At 67.9% G+C, this 19,219-nt stretch carries 14 protein-coding genes; 10 read left to right on the forward strand and 4 right to left on the reverse strand.

Features of this window, described 5'->3' with window-relative positions; all coding sequences use genetic code 11:
- Positions 1–94: 94 nt before the first annotated feature.
- Together PV773_RS18430 and PV773_RS18435 are read left to right on the forward strand one after the other, a co-directional pair.
- Entirely contained in the window at positions 95–1,162 is a 1,068-nt protein-coding gene (locus PV773_RS18430; protein WP_347967752.1) for a lytic transglycosylase domain-containing protein, read from the forward strand.
- A complete protein-coding gene (locus PV773_RS18435; protein ID WP_347967753.1) occupies positions 1,159–1,644 on the forward strand; it encodes a GNAT family N-acetyltransferase in 486 nt (161 codons plus the stop codon). The genes PV773_RS18430 and PV773_RS18435 overlap by 4 nt, the downstream gene beginning before the upstream one ends.
- Positions 1,645–1,825: 181 nt before the next feature.
- On the opposite strand, the gene carB is transcribed toward PV773_RS18435, so the two are convergent.
- Complete coding sequence (gene carB / locus PV773_RS18440; RefSeq protein ID WP_347967754.1) at positions 1,826–5,311, reverse strand: carbamoyl-phosphate synthase large subunit; 3,486 nt, start codon at positions 5,309–5,311, stop codon at positions 1,826–1,828.
- Between the two features lie 244 nt (positions 5,312–5,555).
- Here carB and PV773_RS18445 point away from each other — a divergent pair, with 244 nt between their 5' ends.
- Together PV773_RS18445 and PV773_RS18450 are read left to right on the forward strand one after the other, a co-directional pair.
- Positions 5,556–7,952 (forward strand): DNA/RNA non-specific endonuclease, encoded by a 2,397-nt coding sequence (locus PV773_RS18445; RefSeq protein ID WP_347967755.1) that lies wholly within the window; start codon positions 5,556–5,558, stop codon positions 7,950–7,952.
- A 186-nt stretch (positions 7,953–8,138) separates the two neighbouring features.
- Positions 8,139–8,561, forward strand: a complete 423-nt coding sequence (locus PV773_RS18450) for a DUF1801 domain-containing protein (protein ID WP_347967756.1) — start codon at positions 8,139–8,141, stop codon at positions 8,559–8,561.
- Between the two features lie 69 nt (positions 8,562–8,630).
- Here the strand turns inward: PV773_RS18450 and PV773_RS18455 are convergent, their stop codons facing one another.
- Positions 8,631–9,386: a metallophosphoesterase gene (locus PV773_RS18455; protein WP_347967757.1), complete on the reverse strand. Its 756-nt coding sequence runs from the start codon at positions 9,384–9,386 to the stop codon at positions 8,631–8,633.
- A gap of 31 nt (positions 9,387–9,417) precedes the next feature.
- A complete protein-coding gene (locus PV773_RS18460) occupies positions 9,418–9,759 on the reverse strand; it encodes a helix-turn-helix transcriptional regulator (RefSeq protein ID WP_347967819.1) in 342 nt (113 codons plus the stop codon).
- Between the two features lie 147 nt (positions 9,760–9,906).
- On the opposite strand from PV773_RS18460, the gene PV773_RS18465 reads away from it, so the two are divergent.
- A complete protein-coding gene (locus PV773_RS18465; protein ID WP_347967758.1) occupies positions 9,907–11,079 on the forward strand; it encodes an MFS transporter in 1,173 nt (390 codons plus the stop codon).
- A gap of 91 nt (positions 11,080–11,170) precedes the next feature.
- Here PV773_RS18465 and PV773_RS18470 read toward each other — a convergent pair whose 3' ends face one another.
- Positions 11,171–12,547 carry an Nramp family divalent metal transporter gene (locus PV773_RS18470; protein WP_347967759.1) on the reverse strand — a complete coding sequence of 459 codons (1,377 nt, stop codon included), beginning with the start codon at positions 12,545–12,547 and terminating at the stop codon, positions 11,171–11,173.
- A gap of 181 nt (positions 12,548–12,728) precedes the next feature.
- On the opposite strand from PV773_RS18470, the gene PV773_RS18475 reads away from it, so the two are divergent.
- From PV773_RS18475 to PV773_RS18495, 5 genes are all read left to right on the forward strand, one after another.
- A complete protein-coding gene (locus tag PV773_RS18475; RefSeq protein WP_347967760.1) occupies positions 12,729–15,290 on the forward strand; it encodes an AMP-binding protein in 2,562 nt (853 codons plus the stop codon).
- Positions 15,291–15,468: 178 nt separating this feature from the next.
- On the forward strand, positions 15,469–16,374 hold the full coding sequence (locus tag PV773_RS18480) for a neutral zinc metallopeptidase (protein WP_347967761.1): 906 nt from the start codon (positions 15,469–15,471) through the stop codon (positions 16,372–16,374).
- 79 nt (positions 16,375–16,453) lie between these two features.
- Positions 16,454–17,365 carry an aldo/keto reductase gene (locus tag PV773_RS18485; protein WP_347967762.1) on the forward strand — a complete coding sequence of 304 codons (912 nt, stop codon included), beginning with the start codon at positions 16,454–16,456 and terminating at the stop codon, positions 17,363–17,365.
- A gap of 126 nt (positions 17,366–17,491) precedes the next feature.
- Complete coding sequence (locus tag PV773_RS18490; RefSeq protein ID WP_347967763.1) at positions 17,492–18,745, forward strand: TCR/Tet family MFS transporter; 1,254 nt, start codon at positions 17,492–17,494, stop codon at positions 18,743–18,745.
- A gap of 111 nt (positions 18,746–18,856) precedes the next feature.
- Positions 18,857–19,201, forward strand: coding sequence for a metalloregulator ArsR/SmtB family transcription factor (locus PV773_RS18495; protein WP_347967764.1), 345 nt, complete (start codon positions 18,857–18,859; stop codon positions 19,199–19,201).
- Positions 19,202–19,219 lie beyond the last annotated feature (18 nt).

Consider the following 19,219-nt stretch of genomic DNA (forward strand, 5'->3'; position numbering starts at 1 on the left):
ACCCGAAAACCGCAGGGGGCTGTGGATTGCCGGGGCAGATGCCTTGCTGTAAGGAGAATCGGGCGGGACGATAAACATCAAACAGAGCTTGGCTTTGCCGTCATTCAAGACCCATCTGCTGATCTCGGCAGCTCTTTCTGTGGCTCTGCTTTCGGGCTGCCAGACCAATACTGCGGCGCTGAGCACCGATCTTGCAACCGGCACTGAGGTGGCGCTTGCCACCCAGGCGGATGCCGCCGCTTCGACCGAGGCCGGCGCCATGGCTTCCGCCGAGGCCGACATCGCGCTGCCCGAGACGGTGGCCGTGGTGCCGACGTCCTATGCGGGCGGGGAGGTGTCGCCGGCGACTGCCGTGCTCGCGGCCGCGACCGAAACGCAGGCAGCCGCCGCGGCCGGACCGGCCGAGGTGGCGCAGGCGCAGGTGCCCGCAGCCGCCCCTGCCGCGCCCGAGCATCCGTCCGATGCTTCCGCCAACGCGACCGTCGCGGCGGCAGCCGCGACTGCACCCGCGACGCCGGCCGCCGCGAAGCTGCCGGCCGACGCAAAGCCCTCGGAGGCCGCATTTGCCGCGCCCATGGCCGGCGGCGAGATCGTCGCCGACGCGCAGGCAAAACTCGTCGGCGAATTTCCGCCCGCGCCGGCGCTGCCCGGCCAGATCCTGCCGGCGACGGCGCCGATCCCCGGCAGCTACCAGGTCGCCTCGCTGGGCGACGTGGCGCCCGGGAGTTTTGCCACCTCCTCCTATGCCGCGCCCGATACGCCTTCGGCGGCTTCGTCCAGCATGGTCGACGCACTGATCGCCAAATATGCCGCCGTCTACGAACTTCCGGAGCAGCTGGTGCGGCGGGTGGTCAGGCGCGAGAGCAATTTCCGCCCGATGGCGCGCAAGGGGCCGTATTGGGGACTGATGCAGATCCGCCACGATACCGCGCGCGGCATGGGCTATGACGGCCCGCCCAGCGGCCTGCTCGACGCCGAGACCAACCTCAAATACGCGGTCAAGTATCTGCGCGGCGCGTTCCTTGTGGCCGACGGCAACGAGGACCAGGCCGACCGCCTCTACCAGCGCGGCTATTACTACGACGCCAAGCGCAAGGGCCTGCTCGACGAGACGGGCCTCGGCCGCGACCGCGTGCGCCGCCGGGCCGAAACCGCCCTGTGACGGCATCCGCGCCGGCGGAGAACGACGTCCGGCTGCGCCGGCAGCTGCCGGGCGAACTGAAGACGCCGCATTGGCCGCACGGCTTTGCGATGCGGACATTCGAGGCGGCCGACGCGCCGGCGCTGCATTCGCTCCTGGGGCTGGTCTTCGACGATGGCATGGACGGGCCGTTCGACCAGTGGTGGCCGCGGATTTCGGGCGACGCCGAGTTCGACCCGGAGCTGTGCTTCCTGGTTCTCGACGGCGAGGGCCGGCTCGCGGGGGCCGCCCTGTGCTGGACCAGCGCCTTCCTGAAGGACCTTGCCGTCCATCCCGATTTTCGCGGGCAAGGCATTGCCGAGGCGCTGCTGTGGCACGTCTTTGCCACCTTCGCCGCGCGCGGCGCGAGCCACGTCGACCTCAAGACCAACCTTATCGCCAACGCCGGTGCCGTCCGGCTCTACCGCCGGCTCGGCATGGTGGAGGTGGACTGGGGCGGGTGAGGGGGCTCCGTCTCGCTGCGCTCGGCACCTCCCCCCATCGAGGGGCGGTGCGTTCTGCCTCGGGCGACCCCACTCCGATCCGCTGCGCGAGGAAGGAGGGCGTCGCGTGCTGCCTTGGGCGACCCCGCCCCGATCCGCTGCGCGGATCGACCCTCCCCTCAAGGGGGAGGGAAGGCGCGCCTCAGGCGAAATAATCCTGCAGCGGGCGGACTTCGAGCGAGCCGGCCTTAAGGGTGGCGATGGCCTCGGCGACGGCGGCCGCGCCCGACAGCGTGGTGTAGTAGGGCACCTTCTGCATCAGCGTGGCGCGGCGGATCGACTTCGAGTCCGACACGGCCTTCTGGCCGTCGGTGGTGTTGAAGACGATCTGGATCTGGCGGTTGCGGATGGCGTCCTCGATGTGCGGACGGCCTTCGAGCACCTTGTTGATCTTCTCGGCGGCGACGCCGTTCTCGTTGAGGAAGCGGGCGGTGCCGGAGGTGGCCAGGATCTTGAAGCCGAGGTCGGCGATGCGGCGCACGGCGGGCAGGATGCCCGCCTTGTCCTCGTCGCGGACCGAGACGAACAGCGTGCCCGAGCGCGGCAGGTCGACGCCGGCGCCGAGCTGGGCCTTGGCGAAGGCGAGCGCGTAGTCGCGGTCGAGGCCCATGACCTCGCCGGTCGACTTCATCTCCGGCCCGAGCAGGATGTCGACGCCGGGGAAGCGGGCGAACGGGAACACCGCTTCCTTGACGGCGATGTGGCCGGGATTGCGGGCATTGGGCTTGGCGCCATAGTGGGCGAAGGCGTCGTCGAGGCTCTCGCCCGACATGATGCGGGCGGCGATCTTGGCGATCGGCTTGCCGACGGTCTTGGCCACGAAGGGCACCGTGCGCGAGGCGCGCGGGTTGACTTCGAGCACGTAGATGACGCCGTCCTTGATGGCGTATTGCACGTTCATCAGGCCGCCGACATTGAGCGCGCGCGCCATGGCCGAGGTCTGGCGCTCTAGTTCGTCGACGAGTTCGGTCGAAAGCGAATGCACCGGCAACGAGCAGGCACTGTCGCCCGAGTGGATGCCGGCCTCCTCGATGTGCTCCATGATGCCGGAGACGAAGGTCTCCCTGCCGTCGCAGAGGCAGTCGACGTCGACCTCGATGGCGCCCGACAGATAGGTGTCGAACAGAAGCGGGTTCTTGCCGAGCAGGGTGTTGATTTGGCCGGTCTTGTCGTTGGGGTACTTCTGCTTGATGTCCTCGGGCACCAGGCCCGGCACGGTGTCGAGCAGGTAGGACTGCAGCATGCCCTCGTTGTGGATGATCTGCATGGCGCGGCCGCCGAGCACGTAGGACGGGCGCACGACCAGCGGGAAGCCGAGCTCGCCGGCGACGGTGCGGGCCTGCTCGACCGAGTAGGCGATGCCGTTCTTCGGCTGCTTGAGGTCGAGCTTGTGCAGGAGCTTCTGGAAGCGGTCGCGGTCCTCGGCGAGGTCGATCGCGTCGGGCGAGGTGCCGAGGATCGGGATGCCGGCCTTCTCGAGCGCGTCCGCAAGCTTGAGCGGGGTCTGGCCGCCGAACTGGACGATGACGCCGTGCAGCGTGCCCCTGGCCTGTTCGGCGCGCAGGATTTCGAGCACGTCCTCCGAGGTCAGCGGCTCGAAATAGAGCCGGTCGGAGGTGTCGTAGTCGGTCGACACCGTCTCGGGGTTGCAGTTGACCATGATCGATTCATAGCCGGCCTCGCGCAGCGCATAGGCGGCGTGCACGCAGCAATAGTCGAACTCGATGCCCTGGCCGATGCGGTTGGGGCCGCCGCCGAGGATGACGACCTTCTTGCGGTCGGAGACCTGGGCCTCGTCGGCAAGCGCGCCGGCGAAGGGCAGCTCGTAGGACGAGTACATGTAGGCGGTGGGCGAGGCGAACTCGGCCGCGCAGGTGTCGATGCGCTTGTAGACCGGGTGGACGCCGAGCTTCCGGCGCTGCTTGGCGACCGCTTCGGCCTCGGTCCTGGTCAGCGAGGCGAGGCGGGCGTCGGAAAAGCCCATCGACTTCAGCATGCGCAGGTTTTCGGCGTCCTGGGGCAGGCCGTGCTCGCGGACGCGGGCTTCCATCGAGATGATGCCGGCGATCTGCTCGAGAAACCACGGGTCGATCTTGCACATGGCGTGCACGTCTTCGAGCGAGGTGCCCATGCGGATCGCCTGGGCGACCATGCGCAGCCGGTCGGGGGTGGGCGTGCCGAGCGCGGCGCGGATGGCGTTGCGCTCGTCGCCATTGTCGCCGATGCCGGGAATCTCGATCTCGTCCAATCCCGTCAGGCCCGTTTCCAGTCCACGCAAAGCCTTCTGCAGCGATTCCTGGAAGGTGCGGCCGATGGCCATGACCTCGCCTACCGACTTCATGGCGGTGGTCAGCGTCGGCTCGGCGCCGGGGAATTTTTCAAAGGCGAAGCGCGGGATCTTGGTGACGACGTAATCGATGGTCGGCTCGAAGGAGGCGGGGGTGGCGCCGCCGGTGATGTCGTTCTCCAGCTCGTCGAGCGTGTAGCCGACGGCGAGCTTTGCGGCGATCTTGGCGATCGGGAAGCCGGTTGCCTTGGAGGCGAGCGCCGAGGAGCGCGACACGCGCGGGTTCATCTCGATGACGACGAGGCGGCCGTCGGCGGGGTTGACGGCGAACTGGACGTTGGAGCCGCCGGTCTCGACGCCGATCTCGCGCAGCACCGCGATCGAGGCGTTGCGCATCATCTGGTATTCCTTGTCGGTCAAGGTCAGCGCGGGCGCCACCGTGATCGAATCGCCGGTGTGCACGCCCATCGGGTCGATGTTCTCGATCGAGCAGACGATGATGCAGTTGTCGGCGCGGTCGCGCACGACCTCCATCTCGTATTCCTTCCAGCCGAGCACCGATTCCTCGATCAGCACTTCGGTGGTGGGGGAGGCGTCGAGACCCGACTGGACGATGTCGAAGAACTCCTGGCGGTTGAAGGCGATGCCGCCGCCGGTGCCGCCCATGGTGAAGGACGGGCGGATGATGGCGGGCAGGCCGACATGGTCGAGCGCCTGGGCGGCGATCGCCATGCCATGGTTGATGTAGCGCTGCTTGCGGTCGCCTTCGCCGAGGTTCCACTGGGTTTCGAGCGCATCGAGCGCTGCGTCGAGATTGGCCGGCGCCTCGAGCTTGAGGGCGGCGCGCTCGGCCTCGTGGCGCTTGCGGTCGGCGTCCTTGACGTCGGAGGCGTTGGCGAGCATCGAGCGCGGCGTCTCCAGCCCGATCTTGGCCATGGCTTCGCGGAACAGCGAACGGTCCTCGGCCTTGTCGATGGCGTGCGCGTCGGCGCCGATCATCTCGACATTGTAGCGGTCGAGCACGCCCATGCGGCGCAGCGAAAGGGCCGTGTTGAGCGCGGTCTGGCCGCCCATGGTCGGCAGCAGCGCGTCGGGGCGCTCCTTGGCGATGATCTTGGCGACCACTTCCGGCGTGATCGGCTCGATGTAGGTGGCGTCCGCCAGCTCCGGATCTGTCATGATCGTGGCCGGGTTGGAGTTGACCAGGATGACGCGGTAGCCTTCCTCGCGCAGGGCCTTGCAGGCCTGGGTGCCGGAGTAGTCGAACTCGCAGGCCTGGCCGATGACGATGGGACCGGCGCCGATGATCAGGATGGACTTGATGTCGGTGCGTCTTGGCATGGGTGCGGTCCGTAAAATGAGCCTGCGCGAAGAACCGGGACGGGGCGAGCCCGGGCCGGTGCGCAAGGGAGAGTCAACTAGAGGCTAGGCGGGCCTTATAGGGGAAGGACGGGAAGGGGGGAACCCCGAAAATGCATGAATCCCTGATGTCGCAGCCGCTTGCGTCCGTCAACAAAACGTCGCTACCGGGAGTTATGATCCCAAGCTATACTTTGCGCCTTTTAGTAGTGCGGGGGATGGGGCTGTGGATATCCAAACCTTTGGCAACGTCGAACTTGTCGTTCGTGAAAGACTGAAGAAGACACGCCCCGAAATCGAAGAATCCCTGGCACGGATCGCCGAGGGCAATCCGCTGGCCGCCGAGCCCCAGCGGCGGCGGCGCGTCGAGCGACTGCAGGTCAAGGCGCAGCTCAGCCGCGAAGAAGCCGAGATGATCTCGACAGCGATCGAAGCGAGCGCCGCGCCGGCCAGGGCAGGGCGCAAGCCGGCCGCCGCCGCCAAGCCGGCGGGACCCGAGGCGATCCAGGGTTCCACGCTCGATTTCGTCGGCGTCGCCTTTCTCGAGCGCGGCCGGCGCGCTGCCGATGCGGTGGGCCGGGTGGCGTTCCTCAACGAGATGCCGCAGGGCACCGGCTTCCTGGTGGGCCCGAAGCTTTTCCTGACCAACCACCACGTCATGCCAACGCCGCAGGACGCGGCGCGCTTCCAGATCCAGTTCGACTATGAACGCGACCGGCTGAACGAACTGCGCATGCCGACGTCGTACCTGCTCGACCCGAACCTGTGCTTCGTCACCGACGGCATCGACGGGCTCGACTACACGCTGGTCGGCATCGGCGAACGCCGGCGCGGGCCCAGGCTGCTCGACGAGTTCGGCTTCCTGGTGCTTTCCAATGCCGGCGACAAGCACATGCTCGGTGAGATCGCCAACCTGGTCCAGCACCCCGACGGCCGCTTCAAGGAGCTCGTGCTGCGCGAGAACCATCTGGTGGCGCGCGACGAGACGCTGCACGTGCTGCACTATGTGGCCGACACCGAGCAGGGCTCGTCCGGCTCGCCGGTGTTCAACAACGAATGGGAACCGATCGCGCTGCATCACTGGGGCGGGCCGTGGCACGAGGTGATGGGGACCGACGGCCAGCCGCTCGCCAAGGAGATCAACGAAGGCATCCGCATCAGCGCCATCGTCGACGACCTGGAGAAGCGCCTGGACACGCTCGACGCGGCAAGCCGCGCAGCGGTGTCGAAGCTGCTCGACACCTGGCAGGAGGCCGGGCGGCTGAAGCTGCAGCCGCAGCCATCGGGCGGGGGCGAGGCGGAGGGGCAGGCGCCGAAGCAGGAAGGCAGCACGGATCGGCCGGTGGAGGACGCCGCCCGGTCGCGGCTCAACGCGGACGGCTCGGTGACGTGGACCTTTCCGATCGAGATCAACGTGCGCGCCCCGCTGGCCGCCGCAGCGACGGCGGCCGGGCGCGCCGGCCCGGCCGGCGGCGACCGGGGCCCGCGCGCCGAGGCGGCGAGCTGGAAGACCGAGAATTTCGACGACCGCGGCGGCTACGAGCCGGGCTTCATCCCAGGCTTCGTCCTGCCGCTGCCGAACCACGCGGGCGCGCCGGGACGCGCGGCGGAGAACCAGCTGGCCAAGCCCGGCGACGATCCGTTCGAGCTGCGCTACCACCACTTCTCCGTGGTCATGAACGCGGCGCGGCGGCTCGCCTATTTCACCGCCTGCAACATCGACGGCGCGCGCATCAAGGCGATCAACCGCGACGACAAATCGGTGATCGACGAGCCGACGCTGAAGGATCTCGGCATAGAGTCGCTGGGCGACCTCGGCGCGGAGGCCAGCGACGACTTCCGGCCCGACCGGCGCATCCTGCCCGAGGAGCAGATGAACCGGCCGTTCTACGAGAAGCAGAAGGTGGCCGGCTTCCCCGATCCGCAGTCGAACGAGCGCAAGGCGCGCATCTTCCAGAAGGGGCACATCACGCTGCGCGGCGACCCGGCCTGGGGCACCGACGCCGAGGCGGTGGCGGCCGAGCGCGACACGTTCTTCTACACCAATGCGGCGCCGCAGCTCGGCTTCTTCAACCAGGGCAGCGCGCTCGACCGGCCGGGTTCGAAGGGCAAGCTCAGGTGGCGGGCGGTCGAGACCTACGTGTTGCGCAACGCGGTGACCATGCGCAGCCGGGTCACGGTGTTTGCCGGCCCGATCTTCGCCGAGACCGACCCGCCCTACCGCTTCGACAGCAAGGTACCGCTGCGGTTCTGGAAGATCGCGGCGTGGAGCGACGGCAGCGATCTACGTGCGATCGCGCTCCTGGCGGACCAGGGGCCGCTGATCGAGGTGATGCCGGAGGCGATACTCGCCGGCGCCGAGGCCTTCGGCGACGAGCTGGAACTGGCGCGCGTGGCCGAGTTCCTGACCACGGTGGCGGAAATCGAGCGCCTGACGGGACTCGACTTCGGCGCGGCCCTGCGCGAGGCCGACATCCGGGCCAGGCAGGAGGCGATGGGCAGGCCGGCACAGACGCTGGAGGCGGAGGACCTGGTTCCGGCGCGCAGGCCTTATGCCCGCCCGGCGAAGCGTGCCGCGCGCACGGCCATGCCGGCGCCAAAACCTCGCCGTTCGCGAAAATGAACCGCAGGCCGTAGAGCGGCGCCGCCAGCGGAGGACCTGTGCTGCCCGGACAGCCGCGAGGCCGTCTGGACCAAGCGCAGGTCGCCGGTTGGGTGAAGCAATCCAGCGAATTGCCCGTCGAAATGATGTAAGCGGGAGGCGGAAGGGCGGCGTGGCGGAGCGGATGCCAGGCCCGCATCGGCAACCATGGAGAAAAGGACGAGGCCCATGGCAAAGAAGACGACCGGCGCGCAGGAAGGCAACGTTGGAGCCTCTGCCTCCGAGCTAATCGATGCGCGAATCAGGGAGCTGGACGATTGGCGGGGCGCGACGCTCGCCAGGATCCGAAGCCTCATCAGGCAGGCCGATCCCGAGGTGGTCGAGGAATGGAAATGGGGGACGCCGGTGTGGTCGCACGGGGGCATCATCTGCACCGGCGAGGCCTACAAGAAGGCGGTGAAGACGACCTTCGCCAAGGGCGCCTCGCTCGAGGACCCTTCGGGCCTGTTCAACTCCAGCCTCGAAGGCAACACCAGGCGCGCCATCGACTTCCGCGAGGGCGAAGAGATCGACGAGGAGGCGTTGAAGGCGCTCATCCGCGCCGCCGTGGCCCTGAATTCATCGCGCTGAGCGTCCGCATCTCTTTGTTTTTGCGCAATTCCGGACGGAAAACCGCTGCGCATTTTTCCTGGAACTGCCCTAAGCCGGCATGAAGCCGGTGCGCAGCGCGTGCGCCCATTCCGGTCGGCCGGACTCTTCGGCGCGGAGGGCGGCCGCCTCGTGGTCGTAGGCGACCGCGCGGAACTCGACGTTGACGATGGCGCCAGCGCCCTCGGTCTCGACCAGGCCATAGTGCGCCAGCGGCGAGCCCTGCTCGGAGACATGCGCGGGGGCACCGTCGTCGCGATAGGCCGGGCCGCCGACGCTGCCGGGATTGAACAGCATGCGTCCGTCGGGCAGCCGCACCAGATCGGGGCGGTGGCTGTGGCCGGAAAGCAGCAGGCGATGGGAGCGGTCGGTGCCGGCAAGCCGCTTTTCGATCAAAGGCAGCGGCGCCCGGGCCAGATGGCCCTCGGCGATGACTTCAGTCAGATAGCGTTCGTCGTGATCGGGGCGGGCGTGGAAGGCGAGGATGCCGGGCGCCAGCTCCAGGGTGACGGGCAATGCCTCAAGCCAGTCGCGCTGGGCCGCCGTCAGGCGATCGTGGGCGAAGCGGTCGGACGGTCCCATTCCGGCGAGGGGATCGCTGGCCGTGCGGCGATCGTGGTTGCCGCGCACCGTGGGCCAGTCGAGGTGCATGAGGCGTTCGATCGTCTCGCGCGGCCAGAGCGGGCCGGAGACGAGGTCGCCGAGATTGACGGTCAGGTCGGCGCCGCCGCGGCGGGCCAGGTCGGTGACAACGGCCTCGAGCGCGAGGATGTTGCCATGGATGTCGGCAATAACGGCGATGCGCATCTTGTGGTCCTCCGCGCCGGGGAAGGCGGCGTCAGCTTTGCTCGCGCAGGCGTTCGAGCTGCGGGATGTCCCGTGCCGCCGTGACGATCGAATCGAGCAGCCCCGGGAAACGACGGTCGAGGTCGCCGCGCCTGAGCGTGATCAGCCGGCTGGTGCCCGACATCTCGGTGCTGGTGATGCCGGCCTCGCGCAGCTTGGCGAGGTGGTAGCTGAGATTGGTCTTGGAGCCGAATTCGAGGAACTGGCCGCAGCTCATCGCCACGCCCTCGTTGCGGGCAAGGTAGCCGACGATGGCGAGGCGGGTCTGGTCGCCGAGCACGGCGAGCACGTTGGCGAGGCTGATCTGGTCTGCGGCGGGGTGGGGCAGGGACATGGGGCGAAGGTAGCGGCGGCGGTTTCCTGGTTCAAGGCGCATTGCGGCCTGCTGACACGAGGCTGGCAGGAGACCGACAGGCTGCAGATTGACATGACGGCGGATCAAGTTCAATAGTTCAATATATTTTGAACTAAGGACAGCGTCATGGACAAGCGCCTTATCTGGCTGGCGGTCGGGTCGTTCGCGATGAGCACCGTCGGCTTCGTGTTCTCGAGCCTGCTGCCGGCGATCGCCGGCGACGCCCATGTCTCCATACCGTTCGCGGGCTACCTCATCATGGCGTTCTCGCTCGCCTATGCCATCGGCGCGCCGGTGCTGTCGGCGCTGGCGGGCGAGGTGGACCGCCGCCGCATCCTGGCCGCGACGATGCTGGTCTTCGTCGCCGGCAACCTGGTGGCGGCGGCAAGTTCGTCGTTCGCCGGGCTGCTGGCCGCCCAGATCATGATGGGCATGTCGGCCGGCCTCTATGCCGCCACCGCCCAGGCCACCGCCGTTTCGCTGGCCGGGCCGGAGCATCGGGCGCGGGCGATCGCGGTGGTGGTGGGCGGCACGACATTCGCGGTGGCGCTCGGTGCGCCGGCCGGTTCGCTGATCGCCACCATGTGGGGCTGGCGCGGCACCTTCGTCTCCATCGCCTTCCTGGCGCTGGTGTGCGCGGTGATCCTGTGGGTGCGGCTGCCGCGGGGATCGCGCGGCATCAAGCTGACGCTCGGCGAGCGCTTCACCGCGATTGCCAGGCCAGGCATCCTGCCGTCGCTCTTGGTGACGCTGCTCTATCTCGCCGGCGGCTTCACCGTCATCTCCTACATCGCGCCGCTGGCACTCGAAGGAGCGGCGCTGCCGGCCATCGCGCTGCCGGGCATGCTTTTGGCCTTCGGCGCGGGTGCCGTGATCGGCAATCTGTCGAGCGGTTATCTCGCCGACCGGATCGGGGCGACGCGCATGGTGGTGCTGTCGCTGCTGATGTCGTCGGGCTTCTGCCTTGCGATCGCGCTGACGCTGAAGCTCCTGCCGCATCACATCGCCGGGCCGGTGCTGATCGGCCTGATGGTGCCGTGGGGCATCATCGGCTGGGCCTTCCCGCCGGCGCAGGCGAGCCGCATCGTCGGCTTCGCGCCCGAACTCGCGCATCTGACGTTGTCGCTGAACGCCTCGGCGCTCTATTTCGGCATCGCCTTCGGCACCGTCATCGGCGGACGGGTGCTGGAATTCGCCAGGCCTTCCGATCTCGGCCTGGTGGCGGCAGCATTCCCGCTGGTGGCGCTGGCGGTGCTGGCACTGACGCGGCGGTCGGCACGGGTGGCGGTGGCAGGCTGAAGTCGGCCGGAGGCCGACACACTGGCCTGGCGGGTAACAGGCAGGGCGACGACGACATGAGTGGCGGCGGCCGGGGCCGCCGCGCGGTCTGTCAGGCGAGCACGAATTCGTACAGCAGCTTGAGATTGAGGACTGCGATCAACACCGCGATCAGCATCGCCAGGGCGATGAGCCAGCGCGGGGCGACGAGCGCGCCCATCTTCTTCTTGCTGGCGGTGAACATGACCAGCGGGAAGACGGCGAAGGACAGCTGTAGGCTGAGCACGACCTGGGTAAGGATCAAGAGCTTGGCCGTGCCGGTGTCGCCGAACCAGATGGTGACGGCGGCGGCGGGGATGATGGCGATGCCGCGGGTGATGAGGCGGCGCAGCCATGGCGGCAGCTTGATGTGGAGGAAGCCCTCCATGACGATCTGCCCGGCAAGGGTGGCGGTCACCGTTGAATTGATGCCGCAGGCGAGCAGCGCGATGCCGAACAACGTGGGCGCGACCGCGATGCCGAGCAGCGGCGCGAGCAGCGAATGGGCCTCGCTGATCTCGATGACGTCGGTACGGCCGGAGGCGTAGAACGTCGCCGCGGCGAGGATCAGGATCGAGGCGTTGATAAGCAGGGCGAACATCAGCGCGACGGTCGAATCCCAGGTGGCGTAGCGCAGCGCCTGCCGCTTCTCCGGCAGCGTCTCGCCATAGGCGCGCGTCTGGACGATGCCGGAATGCAGGTAGAGATTGTGCGGCATGACGGTGGCGCCGAGGATGCCGAGCGCGAGGTAGAGCATCTCGGGGTTGGTGACGATCTCGGTCGTCGGCGCGAAGCCGACGATGACGGCGCCCCAGTCCGGGTCGGCCAGGGCGACCTGGATGGCGAAGGAGACCGCGATGACGCCGAGCAGCGTGATGATCAGCGCCTCGACCCAGCGGAAGCCGAGCTTCTGCAGGTAGAGGATGAGGAACACGTCGAGCGCGGTGATGACCACGCCGAGTTCGAGCGGGATGCCGAACAGCAGGTTGAGGCCGATGGCGGTGCCGATCACCTCGGCGATGTCGGTGGCGATGATGGCGATCTCGGCAAGCAGCCAGAGGAAATAGGCGACGGGACGCGGGAAGGCGTCGCGGCAGGCCTGGGCGAGGTCGCGGCCCGAGGCGATGGCGAGGCGCGCGCACAGCGACTGCAGCACGATGGCCATGATGTTGGAGACCAGCGCCACGAAGAGCAGGGTGTAGCCGAAGCGCGAGCCGCCGGCGATGGAGGTCGCCCAGTTGCCGGGGTCCATGTAGCCGACGGCGACGAGGTAGCCGGGGCCGATGAAGGCCACGGCCTTGCGCCAGTTGGGGCCGGTGCTGCGGACCGCGATGGAACGGTGGACGTCCGAGAGCGATCCTTCACCCCGGGCCGTGCGCCATCCGTTGATGTCCTCGGATGGCCGAACGAGAGAGTCCACCGTCTGTCTCCAATCGCAGTTGCTAATCATTTGCAACAATACCGGATGGCGGCGCTTTGGCAAGCCCCTGCGGCGGTATGCCCGTCGGGAGTTGTCCGGCAGGTGCCGCAATACATCAGCGATCCGTAAAATAGTTGATGCAAACAATCAGGAATTGGGCTATCGGCTCGCGCGTTCATTTGGCTGCGACAGAGGCGGCGGGCGAGACAGAATGGCATTCCTGCAGGAGCTTGCGGCCCATGGCGGCCGGCCGGCGTTGATGTTCCCCGGCCGCCCGGCGATCACCTATGCCGAGCTGGCAAGGCGCGTGGCGGAGACGGCCGCCGGGTTCGGCGAGGGCCGCAAGCTGGTGGCGGTCGAAGCCGCCAATTCCGAACATGCCATCATCGCCTATCTGGCAGCGCGTGCCGGCAGCCATGCGGTGGCGCTGCTTGCGCCCAACGACGCCGAGGCGTTCGCGGCCTTCGAGGAGGATTTCCGCCCCGAGGTGAGCGTGCGGTCGGTCGACGGGCGCTGGCGCCGGATCGAGCATGGCGGGACCGGCGAGGCGATGCATGCGGAGCTCGCGCTGCTGTTGGCAACCTCGGGCAGCACCGGCAGGAAGCGCTTCGTCAGGCTGTCGCGGAGCAACGTCGAGAGCAACGCCGAGGCGATCGCCTCCTACCTGGAACTCACCTCGGATGACCGCGCGGCGCTGATCCTGCCGTTCCACTATTCCTACGGCCTGTCGGTGCTGAATTCGCATCTGGCGGTGGGGGCGGGGGTGTTCGTCGCGGCCAAGGGCGTCGCCGACCGCGGCTTCGCCGACGAGCTGCGGTGCGCCGACGTCACCAACATCAGCGGCGTGCCCTATTCCTACGAGCTGATGCAGAAGACCGGCCTGCGGGTCGAGGAGCTGCGGTCGCTGCGGTTCATGACGGTTGCCGGCGGGCGGATTTCGGCCGAACTCGCCGAGACGTTCCGGCGCCGGCTCGATGCCTCCGGACGGCGGCTGTTCCTGATGTACGGGCAGACGGAGGCCACCGCGCGCATCGCCTATGTGCCGCCCGAGGCGCTGGCGGAGAATCCCGACAGCATCGGCGTAGCCATACCCGGCGGCGAACTGGCGCTGGCCGCCGCGGACGGGACGCACATCGAGGGCTGCGGCGAGGCGGGCGAACTGGTCTATCGCGGTCCCAACGTGATGATGGGCTATGCGCAGGGCTGCGCCGACCTGGCGCAGGGCGCCGAGGTCGGCGAGCTGCGTACCGGCGACCTCGCCGAACGCTGCGAAAACGGCTTCTTCCGCATCGTCGGGCGGCTCAAGCGGATGTCGAAGATCGCCGGGCTGAGGATCAGCCACGAGGCGGTCGAGCACGCGCTGAGGATGCGCGGCATGGAGGCCGCCGTCGCCGGCGACGACCGCCGGCTGGTTGCCGCCTTCTCGTCGGGCGAGGCGCCCGAGGCGGTGCGCAAGCTGATGATTGAGGCGAGCGGGCTGACCCCGCTGCATGTCGAGGCGGTGGCGGTCAAAGACCTGCCGCGGCTGCCGTCGGGCAAGGTCGACTATCCGGCGATCGCGCGGCTTGGCGGGCAGGCGCAGAAGGCAGACGCCGGCGTGCTCGACGCCTTCGCCCGCGCATTCTATCCGCGCCGGGTGACGCCGGTGGACAGTTTCGAGGTGCTGGGTGGGGATTCGCTGCTCTATGTGCAGCTGTCGCTGACGCTGGAGCGCAAGCTGGGGTGCATTCCGGAAGGCTGGGAGAAGATGCCGGTCGGGCAGCTCGCCCGGATGGGGCGCCAGACCAGCCGCTGGCAGGTGGTGGACGCCGAACTGCTGATGCGGGCGGCGGCGATCCTGCTGATCGTCCTGCACCATGCAACGCTGTGGCCGATCCCGGGAGGGGCGGCGGCACTGGTGATGCTGGTGGGCTACGGGCTCGCGCGCTTCCATGGCGCGGCCCTGATGCGCGGCGAGACCTCGCGCCTGCTCAAGGCGCTGGCGGGCAACCTCGCCGTATATGCCCCAATCGTCGCCGGCTTCTCCGTCGCGCGCGGCGAGGTGCTGTGGCCGTCGGTCTTCCTCGTCGGCAATCTCGGCATCTTCGATCCCAAGCACATGCTGCCCTACCTCTACTGGTTCGTGGAAGCCTATGCGCAGATCATGCTGATCGTGGCCGGGCTGTTCTCGCTGGAGGCGGTGCGCCGGCATGCTGCGCGAAACCCGTTTGCGGCGGGATTTGCCATGCTTGCCGTCACCATGGCGCTCAAGTTCATCGTGCCGGTGCTCTGGCCGGTGGGCGGGGTGCAGATATTCACCGTGACCGACGTGCTCTACCTCGCCGCGTTCGGCTGGTGCGCGTTCTTTGCGCGGACGCCCCAACAGCGGCTCGCCGTTTTCGCGACGGCGGTGATCGCCTTCCCGGTCATGGCCTATTGGGGCGGCAACTGGACCGGCTCCTGGGTCAAGTTCATGCTGCAGCTCGTCGGCATAACGGTGCTGCTCTACCTGCCGCGCGTCAGCGTGCCGAAACAGGTCGCCATGCTGGCGCTGCCGGTTGCCGCCGCCGGATACCACATCTACCTGTTCCACCGCCTGCTGCCGGAGATGTTCCTGCCACAGCCCAACCCGCTGGCATTCGATCCGCTCGTCGCGAGCACTGCTGTGGCGATCGGCCTCGTCTCGGGGCTCGCCGCATTCCACGCGCAGAAGGCCATCGCCGCCTGGCTCGCCACGCGTCGCAGCCGCGCCGCCAGCCCGGCCCCGGATGTCCAGGCAGCACCCGCAGAATAGCTCGCATCCGGCCGCCACGGTTCCCCGGGCGTTCCGTGGGGAGTAGACTCGGCCGCGCGCTTTGCTCGGCCGGTGGCACAACCAAAAACCTTGTGACCGCCACGGCGGTTGGGCTAATTGTCACATGGAAGCGGAGCGGCGTCGCCGGCCGCATGCGACGAAGATCGAGGATAGCCATATGCGCTGGAGAGGCCGCCGTCAGAGTGACAACGTCCAGGACGATCGCGGCGAGGGCGGCGGCGGCATGGGGCTGCCCGGCGGCTTCGGACGCGGCGGGCGCCTGCCGGTGGGGCCGAGGGTCGGCGGCGGCGGCTTGTCAGGCATCATCATCCTGGTCGTGCTGTTCTTCGCCCTGCGCGCCTGCGGCATCGACCCCATGCAGGTGCTGACCGACGGCGGCTCGGGATCGGGCGGCGGACAGGTCACCCAAAGCGGGGCGCCGGCGAACGACGAGATGACCCAGTTCGTCTCCACCGTGCTGGCCGAGACCGAGGACACCTGGAACGGCATCTTCCAGGCCGAGGGCCTGAAATACGAGGAGCCGAAGCTGGTGCTGTTCTCGGGCCAGGTGCGTTCGGCCTGCGGCTTCGCCTCGGCGGCATCGGGGCCGTTCTATTGCCCCGGCGACCGCAAGGTCTATCTCGATACCAGTTTCTTCGACCAGCTGGCGCGGCAGTTCGGCGCGGCGGGCGACTTCGCCCAGGCCTATGTGATTGCCCACGAGGTCGGCCACCACGTGCAGAACCTGACCGGCATCCTGCCCAAGTTCAACCAGATGCGGCAGCAGATGAGCGAGGCCGATGCCAACCAGATGTCGATGCGGGTGGAACTGCAGGCCGACTGCTTCGCCGGCGTCTGGGGCTACTACACCGACCAGAAGGGCATCCTCGAGAGCGGCGACGTCGAGGAGGCGCTGAACGCGGCGCAGCAGATCGGCGACGACACGCTGCAGAAGCGCATGCAGGGCTACGTCGTGCCCGAGAGCTTCAACCACGGCACCTCGGAGCAGCGGCAGCGTTGGTTCGCCGCCGGGTTCAAGAGCGGCAAGCTGTCTTCCTGCGACACCTTCAACAATCCGATCTGAGCGGGCGGTGCCCGGATTGTCGTGAAGTTCCGACGCCCCGGCCAACCGGGGCGTCATTCGCTTGGAGGAGAGGGTAGGGATGGCGCGGCGTATCGAACTCGTGGCCGGGGACCTGCAGCTGTCGCGGCTGGTGTTCGGGGCCTGGCGGCTCTTGAGCGGAGATAGGCCGGAGCCGGAAGCGGTGGCCAGGCTGATCGGCAGCGCAGTCGACCTCGGGCTGACCAGCTTCGACCATGCCGACATCTACGGCGACTATGGGGTCGAGCAGGCCTTCGGCGCCGGCCTTGCCCGCTGGGGCGGCAGGCGCGAGGCGATCGAACTCGTCAGCAAATGCGGCATCATGTCGAAGTCGGCCAGCCGGCCGGCCAACCGGCTTAAGCACTACGACACCAGTGCCGCGCACATCACAGCCTCGGCCGAGCGGTCGCTGAAGAATCTCGGCACCGACTATCTCGACCTTTTCCTGATCCATCGGCCGGATCCGCTGATGGACGCGGACGAGACGGCGCCGGCGCTGGAGAAGCTGGTCACTGATGGCAAGGTGCGTGCCATTGGCGTGTCCAACTTCACGCCGGCGCAGTTCGACCTTCTGGCTTCGCGCCTTTCCATTCCGCTCGTCACCAACCAGATCGAACATTCGGTGCTGGAGACCTCGGCGCTGACCGACGGCCGCCTCGACCATGCGCAGCGGCTGCGCTATGCGCCGATGATCTGGTCGCCGCTGGGCGGTGGAACGCTGTTTGCCGGCGACGGCGCGCGTGAGCACCGCGTGCGGGCAGCGCTCACGCAGGTGGCGACGGAAACCGGCGTCAACGACATTTCGACGGTTGCGATCGCCTGGCTGCTGTGCCACCCGGCGCGTCTGGTGCCGGTGCTAGGGACGATGAAGGTCGAGCGGCTGGCGACCTTGGCGCGCGCCCTCGACGTCGAACTCGACCGCCGGCAATGGTTCTCGATCCTCGAGGCGAGCGAGGGCAGTCCGGTCCCGTAGCGTCCGACCCAAGGCGACCTGGCCATCAAATCTTTTGATATGTTCCCGTATTGTTCTGGATCATCCGTTCATCTATAAGCAACCTCCCGCTCGCCCCCGGCGGCCCGCAATGCAAGCGAGGTCAACATGGTTGACGAAAGAACCGCGAAACGGGGCCTGGCGCTCGTCTTCACGACGCTGCTGCTCGACGTCATCGGCTTCGGCATCATCATGCCGGTGCTGCCGGCCTATCTGCAGGAACTGACCGGCGTCGGCATCTCCGACGCGGCGATCGAGGGCGGCTGGCTGTTCTTCGTCTATGCGGCGATGCAGTTCCTGTTCGCGCCGCTGATCGGCAATCTCAGCGACCGCTTCGGCCGCCGGCCGGTGCTGCTCGCCTCGGTGCTGACATTCGCCATCGACAACCTGATCTGCGCCATCGCCTGGTCCTATCCGATGCTGTTCATCGGCCGCGTGCTCGCCGGCATCAGCGGCGCCAGCTATTCGACTGCCTCGGCCTTCATCGCCGACGTGTCGACGGACGAGAACCGGGCCAAGAACTTCGGCCTGCTCGGCATCGCCTTCGGCATGGGCTTCGTGATCGGCCCGGTGCTCGGCGGCGTCCTCGGTGAGTTCGGCCCGCGCGTGCCGTTCTTCTTCGCCGCCGGCCTCGCCTTCCTCAACTTCGTGGTCGGCTATTTCCTCCTGCCCGAAACGCTGACCCAGGAGCACCACCGCCGATTCGAGTGGAAGCGGGCCAATCCGCTGGGCGCGCTCAAGCAGATGCGCAACTACCACGGCATCGGCTGGATCGGGCTGGTGTTCTTCCTGATGACGCTCGGCCACATGATGTATCCGGCGGTGTGGTCGTTCGTCGGCAGCTACCGCTACGGCTGGAGCGAGCAGCAGATCGGCTTCTCGCTGGGCGTGTTCGGCATCGGTGGCGCGCTGGTGATGGCGCTGGTGCTGCCGCGCATCATCCCGAGGCTGGGCGAGTGGCGGACCGCCGTCGTCGGCCTCACCTTCACCACCATCGCCGCCTTCGGCTATGCCGCGGCGTGGGAGGGCTGGATGATCTATGCTGTGATCGTGGCGACCTGCCTCGAGGCGCTGGCCGACCCGCCGCTGCGCAGCCTTGCCGCCGCCAAGGTTCCACCTTCGGCCCAGGGCGAGTTGCAGGGCGCGATGACCAGCCTGTTCTCGATCACCAGCATCATCACGCCGCTGCTCTACACCTTCATCTTCGCCTGGTTCACCGGCCCGGACGCACCGGTGCATTTCGCCGGCGCGCCCTATCTGCTCGGCGGCATCTTCATCGCCATGGCGCTGGCGGTGTTCGTACTGAGGGTGGAGCGGCCGACCGTCGCTGCCGGGAGCGCCGCGACCAACCCGGCGGAGTAGGGGCGCGTTTCCGAAGATTCCGTGCATCGACTTTTTATTCAACCAATCGGTTGACAACCGCTCTGGCATTGCTTATTCAACCAGCAAGTTAAAAACTTGGAGGTTGAATATATGGCGACGGATCCCCTGTCCCTCACTTTCGCAGCCCTGGCCGATCCGACACGGCGCGCCATCCTGGCGCGTCTCGCGCAGGGGCAGACCAGCGTCGGCGAGCTCGCGGCACCGCATCAGATGAGCCTGGCGGCCGTGTCGAAGCACATCAAGGTGCTCGAAACCGCCGGCCTGATCGCGCGCGAGAAGGACGCCCAGTACCGCTACTGCAAGCTCCAGGCCGGTCCGCTCAAGGACCTCGACGGCTGGATCGACGCCTATCGCGGGCTGTGGCGCGACAATCTCGACCAGCTCGACGCCTACCTCGCCGACATGCAGCGCGGCGACGATACCAACAAGCAGTGACACCTCAGAGAAGCAAAA

The sequence above is a fragment of the Mesorhizobium sp. CC13 genome (genome assembly GCF_039907765.1).
GTDB lineage: Bacteria > Pseudomonadota > Alphaproteobacteria > Rhizobiales > Rhizobiaceae > Aminobacter.